The 7,946-nt window shown below is 55.5% G+C and carries 5 protein-coding genes and 1 tRNA gene; 1 reads left to right on the plus strand and 5 read right to left on the minus strand.

Going from position 1 to position 7,946, the window contains the following annotated elements:
• The 3 genes from Q0F21_RS04065 to Q0F21_RS04075 form a co-directional block, all read right to left on the minus strand.
• A partial coding sequence (locus Q0F21_RS04065) for a carboxypeptidase regulatory-like domain-containing protein (RefSeq protein WP_363282552.1) occupies positions 1-815 on the minus strand: 815 nt, incomplete at its 3' end.
• A gap of 36 nt (positions 816-851) precedes the next feature.
• Positions 852-1,772 (minus strand): fimbrillin family protein, encoded by a 921-nt coding sequence (locus tag Q0F21_RS04070; protein ID WP_297237646.1) that lies wholly within the window; start codon positions 1,770-1,772, stop codon positions 852-854.
• A 35-nt stretch (positions 1,773-1,807) separates the two neighbouring features.
• The gene (locus tag Q0F21_RS04075) at positions 1,808-3,802 is read right to left on the minus strand and encodes a DNA/RNA non-specific endonuclease (protein ID WP_297237648.1); all 1,995 of its coding nucleotides are present in this window, start codon (positions 3,800-3,802) and stop codon (positions 1,808-1,810) included.
• Between the two features lie 720 nt (positions 3,803-4,522).
• Here Q0F21_RS04075 and Q0F21_RS04080 point away from each other — a divergent pair.
• Positions 4,523-4,594: transfer RNA gene (locus tag Q0F21_RS04080), tRNA-Gln, on the plus strand.
• Positions 4,595-4,656: 62 nt separating this feature from the next.
• Here Q0F21_RS04080 and Q0F21_RS04085 read toward each other — a convergent pair.
• Positions 4,657-5,934, minus strand: coding sequence for a DUF2851 family protein (locus tag Q0F21_RS04085; protein ID WP_297237650.1), 1,278 nt, complete (start codon positions 5,932-5,934; stop codon positions 4,657-4,659).
• On the minus strand, positions 5,931-7,946 hold a 2,016-nt coding region (locus Q0F21_RS04090), incomplete at its 5' end, for a discoidin domain-containing protein (RefSeq protein ID WP_297237652.1). The genes Q0F21_RS04090 and Q0F21_RS04085, both read right to left, overlap by 4 nt.

The raw sequence follows: 7,946 nt of genomic DNA on the forward strand, positions 1-7,946 counted from the left end.
CCAAGGAGTCCGGTAAATGCCCAGCCATTATCCATCAGACCGGTATTGTAGCTGATCATTGTGCGGGCGTAGTAGTTCCGATTCGTCCCTGAGAGCGTCAGCTTCCCGCCGCGACTGTAGCCAGATGGCCGCATATTGATGTTCTGTGAGCCACCCAGGTCGCCGAAAGAGAAGTCCGATGCCCCCACGTAATTGATCGCATTACCATTCTTTGTCAGGTCATTGATCGCACCGATAGAGGAGTAGTTGAAGACCCCGCGGACGAGATCGTTGAATGCCACGCCATTGATGTACCGTTGCTCGTAGCGACTGTCGTAACCGCGAGTGCGGTAACGGAATTGGGAGAAGTTGAATCCGGCTTTCTTCAGGAAAATATCATTGGAGAGGATGACGGTCGGGCTGATCGTCTGATCATTACCCGACTCTCCCAGCTCTAAGGCATCGACGACGCCCACGAGGGACTGGTCAGCCTCCATAATCGTGACCGATACGATGAGATCCCCGAGATCGGTTACCCCGTGAGGGGAAATGCTCACGTCGAGACTCCGAGTAGTAATCTCATGACCCGACAATGTCAGCCGATCTGTACCAGGGGCGGGGACGACAAACCTAAATCGTCCATCCGACGCGGTGATCCACGACAGACCGCTTTGCTCAAGGTGGACTCGTACGCCTGCGACAGGATCTCCCCCCTCGGCATCCACGATACGTCCGATGACCACCGGCTCGGTCGCCGTTTCTTGAGCAGAGGCAAGGGATATGCCGGCAAGTGCCAGCATAATATAGAGTCCCGCTGCTAATTTTCGTCTAAACATATATTTTTGATTCACTTATTGACGGAGCTAAGGTATTCAGTCGACATGAATAGTACCGGCATCGATGACCACATCCTCCGGAGCGAGGATCGTCCCGTCCGGTGTAGTGACTGTGCCCGAGACAGTGCCGTCATCGCCTTTCAGCTTCAGCTCGATGATATTGGGTTCACCGCTCTTCAGCTCTATGTTTTGTGTAATGAGGTAAGAGAAAACATACTGAGATGTGACGATCCGCAGGGTCATCCCCTTGAGGTTTTGCCCCGGAACAAGACGTAGGGAAGCGGATCCGGAATTGTCTCCAGACACTGAGAGTGGAGCGTTAATGACCCCCTTCTCCTCGCTGATGACCATCGTGCCGTCCGTTACATTCACCTTCCCCGACTTGGCTACTCCCTGAAGCTCAAGCCTTCCTCCTCTCAGATCAACCCCGGAGAGCCGGATCAGCAGTGGAGAATACACGGGGTGGAACTCCAGCACAGCGTCCGCATCCGGAGTCACGCCGGATCGGACACGAGAGAGATAGAGCGGCGAAGTCGTCGACACCGGCAGGAGATTACCCTCCTGCAGTGCTTCGCTGTAGGGGTAGTAGGCAATCAGGTCACAGCTCTCGCCCTTTCCGAGTCGAATGCCCCGGGTGGCAGCAACGAAGTGATTGCCGAGGGAGTGCATGGTCGTGTACTTGACATTTGTGGCTAGCGAAACTCCGCCTGAGATGGCTGTGATACCGATGGCATCACGATCTCGCCAGCTCAGACTGATCATACCTGAGGAGGGATCGTAGTCTCTGAGGATCCCGACGACCCTCAGGTTTCCGGCTCTCAGGACGTATGGATCCTCGGGGTCATCGGGCGTGCAGCTTGCGGAGCACTGCTCCGGTCCTCTACAGCAGGAGGAGAGTCCCAGTGTGATTGCGCATACCGCTACTATGAGCGTACGCAGAGTCGAGTGATGTATCATAGTGTATTCGTTACTACTTGTCGTGACTTCTATAACTAACGCCAGTGCGAGGGATCATTCTGTGACTTAATGCCCACCGCCTTATCCTTGGGGAGGTGGGTAAAGAACTGGAGTCCCGTCTGACGCTCCACCTCTGACACCGGCACGGCGTAAGCGCTGTACTTTGTCCCCGAGAGGGATCTATTGGGCATAATAAAGCCGATGCTGTGCCAGTTTCCTGTAGACTTCTCCTGTCTCAAGAAGACCTTGTACGTGGCATCCGGTACGGGGATTTGCTTCCCCGCGCGATCCTTGGTCATCTGTAGCGGCTCCTTGCTATACACGGGACCGCAGACGACGTACAGGGTGTCGTACTTGGAGACCTGCTGAGCCCAGGCGCGCTCCTTATTCTCCAGCTGTTGCCACTGCCTTCCATTCTGATCATGATTCTGAGGAAGCATATTGGAGTAGTAGAAGGTGGTCGCATTGAGCCTCCTGGATGCTGTCCTGGAGCTGCTCGGAAGCATATGTCCTCTGTCCCAATTGCCGAGATAAGACTTATTGAGATCCGGCTGGACAGAGGTCGATAGATCAGGATCGAAGTCCCATTGATTAGTCCGCTTCGCGCTTCCCAGTACACCGGAATACATCGGGAAGGCGACGTATCTGGGGCTGTGATTCTTTTTGTCGAAGAGGATGGAGTAATTTCGTCTCGTGCCGCTACCACCATCGGCAAACCACGAGTCCGGTGCCATATGACGGACAAAGATGGCGTGATCCAGTAGGTTCGCATCACGGACGACAGCCTCCTCCCGGTACTGAGCCACCACTCCGGGTCGGACGTTGCCCAGAGGGTCATTGGGATCCACGTCCGGTGTGGGCTCGTCCGGGTCAGAGGGGTCGATACCCGGAGTGGAGGGATCGATCGGCACATCCTCCTGATCCTTTACGGTAAAGTCTCCTCCGGGATTGAGGGGAATCACCTCTCCGGTACTTGGGTCAATCGGAACACCCTCAGACGGAGTCTCGTCTCCCTTGATCGAGGGATCCATATCTGCCGGGTCAAGAGGGTCGACGCCGGCGCTCGGACTTATCGGGACATCTTCCCTGTCATTGACAGAGGGCTGGGTGGAAGAGGGCTGAGTAGGGTCTATCCCTGCCGTCGGATCCACCGGCTTTGCCCCATACTTAGGATCATAGGGGTCGTAACGCTCTCCGATCAGCCCGTCCGGAGTAAGGACAATAGGACCCTCTGGTGCCTCTGTGGGCAGCTCTCCCGGACCCTTGGTCTCTGTCACATAGATTCCGCTTCCGGAGCCGGAGAGCATCAGATGGTATGTGACCATCTCGCCCATCTTACCTTCATAGGGAGATGGTCTCCACTCTACAGAGCGACCGTTGTAGGTAAATGTTACAGCCGTCTCTCCGTAGTCTACGCCCGGTATAACCACGGCCGCTGCTACGGCAGATCCGCGTCTGCCGGTGACCGCAAGGGGAAGAGCTCCAACGGCTCCCCTTGAGGAGAAGCGGCCGGACTTTATGTCAAAGCAGCCGGAGAGGGGCACATCGGCCATCTCGACCTGCAGGTGCGATAGATCCCCAAAGTCAGGAGAAGCAGTGATCACTATCTGTATGAGGGCATTGATACGATGGAGTGAGATCGTTGGGTAGTCTCCACCTCCGGATGGCGTACTGGCGAGACGCCCGAAGAAGTAGTCCGGTGCTATGCCCTCCCTCTGTGAGGTATAGCTCATGGGGATCACCCCCACTGACACAGCCGAATTATATGGGTAGTACGCAATGATCTCCTCCTGCATGGCGTGCGATGCCTGTATCGGGGTGACAGAGCCGAATACTCCATCCTTAGTCAGAGCCGAGTATAGGACATTGTCGTATACTATAGTCCCCTTAATGAAGGAGTTCACCCCCATCTGATCATGAATCTGCCACTTGGAGAGACCGGACTCAAAGGTAGCCTTGTATCTCAGTCCGTCGGCCTGAGGAAAGGTCTCGCCTGTGTCTCTGTGAGTACAAGAGTATCCTAGGACCATTAGCGCCGCTAAGGCTACGGATAGTCCCAGAGAAGATCTGCGGTGAGGAGTTTTACCTTTCATTGCTTTTGAGTTGTGATGAAGTGATCAGGTGGTGATGCCCAAAGGTAACGATTATTGACCTAAGTTTCCACATGCTACCATTGCCAATCAGGGCTGACGATTTTTGGATTTGCCCAAGGTTTCCTTGGACTAAAAGGCACCGATCCCCCTGGGGCTCCGTCCCTACGGGATCCGGCGGGCGCTGTAAAACTCAAGTGAGTCAGCCCTCGGACTAAACCCGGTATTAGTCATCACTATTACCGGGTTTAGTGATCACTAAACCCGGGTTTAGAATTCATCGAACCCTATCCAGCTCGATACGGTACTCCCCGGCGCCGGGGATCCCTGACAGGATCCGCCTCCCGCCGGCATAGGGGATGAGTGTGGCATCGGACAGGGGCGGGGTGTCCGGGGAGAGGGACCGGCTGGTAAGCCCCTGCGGGACCGGGCGGGCGAGGTAAAGCTCAGATGCGTCAGTCCTGCGTAGCCAATTCCCTGCCTGCCGTGCTTCTGGCGCACCAGCACTGGCTGTGTACAGGGCGATGGTTTCTCCTTAATTCCGCAAGAAAAAGGAGGTGCTGAAAAAGGGGCCTAGGTTCAACTTCGAGGTGATTTACTTACAGCTATTGGATAAGTCGGTATATAGTCTTACCTTTGCATCGTCAAAGAGAGACACAATGTCCCATGGTGTAATTGGCAACACGCAAGATTCTGGCTCTTGAATTTAAGGTTCGAGTCCTTATGGGACAACTGACGAAGCGACCCCACTGCAGATGCGGTGGGGTTGCTTTTTGTATTTTAGGCTGTGCTGATCAGTTACTCTGCGGCAGAGAACGGAGCAACTCAAAGAGTCGGACTGCCATCGGACAACTGAGGCAGTGATAGGGGATACAGTGGTTGGTGTAGAGCTCCAGCATACACTGGGTGTCGAGGGCGTTAGTGGCGGTGATCCCGTACTGACGGAAGAGGTCGATATAGCTGTTTCGCTCGGGAGGGAGCTCTCGCAGGCGATCCAGTGCCGCCTCCTTACCCGCATGTGAGCCGCTCCACTCTGCATAGTAATAGACGGTGGGGATGACGGCATTGATCATCAAGATCTGGATCAGGCTGTCGCCTATTGCTCCTATCTTGCGGGCTGACGGCTGACCGAAGTCAAGGTGAGACTGCCAGTAGGGGGTGGGAGCTACTCGTAATATCCGGTCCAGCCTCTCCCAGTCCCTCGTGGTGATGGCACCCATTAGTTCATCCTCGTGGTGGAAGATCTGAGCCGCCACAGAGAGCATGCGGGTCGGATAGGCGGCAGGACGCAGTCTCAGCTTACGAAACTTCCCCTCCTCTATTGGTTTGAGATCAAAAGCAGAGCGGTAAAAGAGGTACTCCTTAGTTAGCTGCGTCTCATACTCGTCGCGGGGTGCGGTCGTCTGAAGAAGTCCTGCCTGGCCTAACAGTATTGCCTCCAATGCCATCGGATCAGAGGCGTGACGCTTGAGGGCTCTGTAGGGGATGCTTCGGGCAGTCTCCTCCATGGGGTCGTTGTTGCGGTGACAGCCGAGGTAGCGCATGATGGAGTGGAAGAGGAAGGCATTGACTCCGCCTTCGTCGACCGGTCCTGCCGCCATTCGCTCTACTCTATTATGCATCCGCTCATGGATGAGCGGGCGGAAGCAGCTCCTGATCTCAGCTATGCTTATCTCGGTGATCTCAGGTGTGCATCTGAGGGATCGTCGACTCACCTCCAGGTCGGTTACTCGCTCCACTGCCTCCTTACTGAGTCGCAGCACCCCGCAGGGCACTGTCTCACCTCTCAGGTCGTGCACCTCTCGGTCATCCTCCAGCACTACGTGGAGTATGAGGTCGGTATAGCGAGGGTCTGTGTCGTGACCGTGAGCGTACCAGTCGGAGGCACGTAGGTGCAGCTCCACACTTCCCACCCAGAGGATGTCGCCCAGACGTATGCGTGCCATCGTGAAGTCGGGACCATCGGAGCTGTTTTGCACTCCGACACTCTCCACGTCGACCCTCTGCCCTCGGACGGTGAGGTCATCGAAGAGACGATTGCTCCAGCAGTATTGCAGTATCTTCTCGGTCACTCTGCGTCAGATAGCGCATCAATGCTATTGAGGTTCCGATCCACGAGCATTCCATCCACTGCCTTTGGCGTCCAGTTACCAGCCTTAAGGGTGTGGAAGGTGATCTCAAAGAGTTCACCATCCTCGAGGAGGAAGTTATTCCCTCTATTGACAAAGGTGGGGAGGAACTCCTTAGACCCATCGCTGTGGAGTCGGTCGTAAGAGAGATTGACCAGATCCTTCATGCCGATGAGCCGCATACCGACATAGCGGACCAGCGTTGCATCGTAGGGGATAGCTATACTTAGTGCATTGACCTCCTTCAGGTCGCTACCGGAGACGAGGATCTTGATCTCCTCGTCCTCGCTAAAGGTCGTCTTGTCCGTTGAGAGCGTTACTCGCCCGCTCACCACTTTGCTTGACGGGTAGACTCCGCCATCAAGGATGGTCCCGACAGTAGAGATGTCGTAGGCGTCGATGAGTCCATTCTTATTGATATCTCCTATGGAGATGTATCCAAAGTCGGCATCCTTGGCTCTCAGACCCACATAATTCATATAGGAGGTGAAGTCGTTCTCGTCGATCTTACCATCGCGATTGATGTCGCCCTGTAGCTGCAGGGTACTTCCCGGCACCTTGTAGATGTACATTTCCTGACCGGATCCATACTTGCCCACCCCCTCTGTGATGTGGAGACGGAGGTAGCGAGCCTGTGGATTATCAGCGAAGGTGAGGGTCTTCATCGACCCATCGCGGGTCCAGCTGAAGGGCTGCTCCTTCGACCAGCTCTTCCGGTCCTCCGAGTAGGCGATGGTTCCCTCGAGAAGTGTACCATTGCCGGCATCTGGTCTCGGGTAGTACTCCAGAGAGTCGAGACGTGCAACACCTCTGAGGTCTATGATAAGGTCAAATGGTGTTGCCTCCTTGCCCCACTCGGTATGCCAGGTAGTGGACTTGTCTCCGTCGAAGAGCTTGGAGATAGACTGTCCGGACTGATTGGGGACGGAAGTGGTGGCGGCGATGTTCCTGATCGCGTTCTCATACGGATCCTTGGAGGTACGGAGTGTCAGCAGTGACCAGTCTGATGCGCCGTCGCTATTGACAGCTCTCAGTCGCAGGGTGTACTCTGTCTCCGGCTCCAGCTCCTCGAGAGTGAAGTGCTCCCCAAGGATCGTGGAGTAAAGCATCGACCCCAGCTCTATCTCGTAGAAGTCCGCTCCGTCCACAGCACTCCAGTGCGGGGTAATGGTGTAGGCCTCTACCTCGCTCTCGTCCGGAGAGAGAGTGGGAGCCTGTAGTGGTCCGGTATGGTGGTATAAGTGGTTGGGCTGAGTGAGTGTGTAGCCGTCGACAGTCATTCGGATCGGCTCAGATGAGGTATCGACCTTACCCAGCTTGACAAGCAGGATCGGATTCCCCTTGATGCTAATCTGCGAGGCTTCGGTTCCTTCGGTGCTGTAGCGATTGAGCTCCGGCGACTCCTCGTAGATGAAGACCCCTCCCGTGGCCTCCTCGTACTCCTTACGATCCGTCACCTCCCGCAGGGTCATCGGTCTACCGCTTACAGAGGCAGAGATGGCAGAGGGCTTTTGCGAAACGCTCAGTCGGATCTCCGTCGTCTTGTAAGGCTCGAAGCCATCATAACTCCCCTCTGTGCGACCGATGTCGAAGGTGAGCCGGTCTCCGCTCATCTCCATAGACAGTGGTGTTCGGGTCGATACCCCCTCCATGTATGCTACCGTGCGACCATCGTCATCGTATTCTACGAAAGAGCCGTCTGCTCCTCCATAGAGCGCGTAGCCTCGGAAGTCCCTTGGGATCTCGCTTATCTGATTGAAGGGATGAGTGTATGGAAGTATAGCTCCCGCCTTGACGAAGACAGGGAGCTTCCAGAGAGGAGCATCGAAGCAATTGATCACCCGTCCGCCCTCGTAGGACTCTCCTGTGAAGAGGTCGTACCAGAGACCGATCGGCAGATAGATGCCGTGGCGCAGGTCATTCCCTTCCTTGTCGGGAGCTGTCTCCTTGTATAT

This window comes from uncultured Porphyromonas sp., from assembly GCF_934359325.1.
Lineage (GTDB): Bacteria > Bacteroidota > Bacteroidia > Bacteroidales > Porphyromonadaceae > Porphyromonas_A.

What these genes read in the sequence shown, in the direction of transcription:
- Q0F21_RS04070 (WP_297237646.1), bottom strand. Translation starts at nt 1,772, where the DNA reads ATGATACATCACTCGACTCTGCGTACGCTCATAGTAGCGGTATGCGCA.
- Q0F21_RS04075 (WP_297237648.1), bottom strand. Translation starts at nt 3,802, where the DNA reads ATGGTCCTAGGATACTCTTGTACTCACAGAGACACAGGCGAGACCTTT.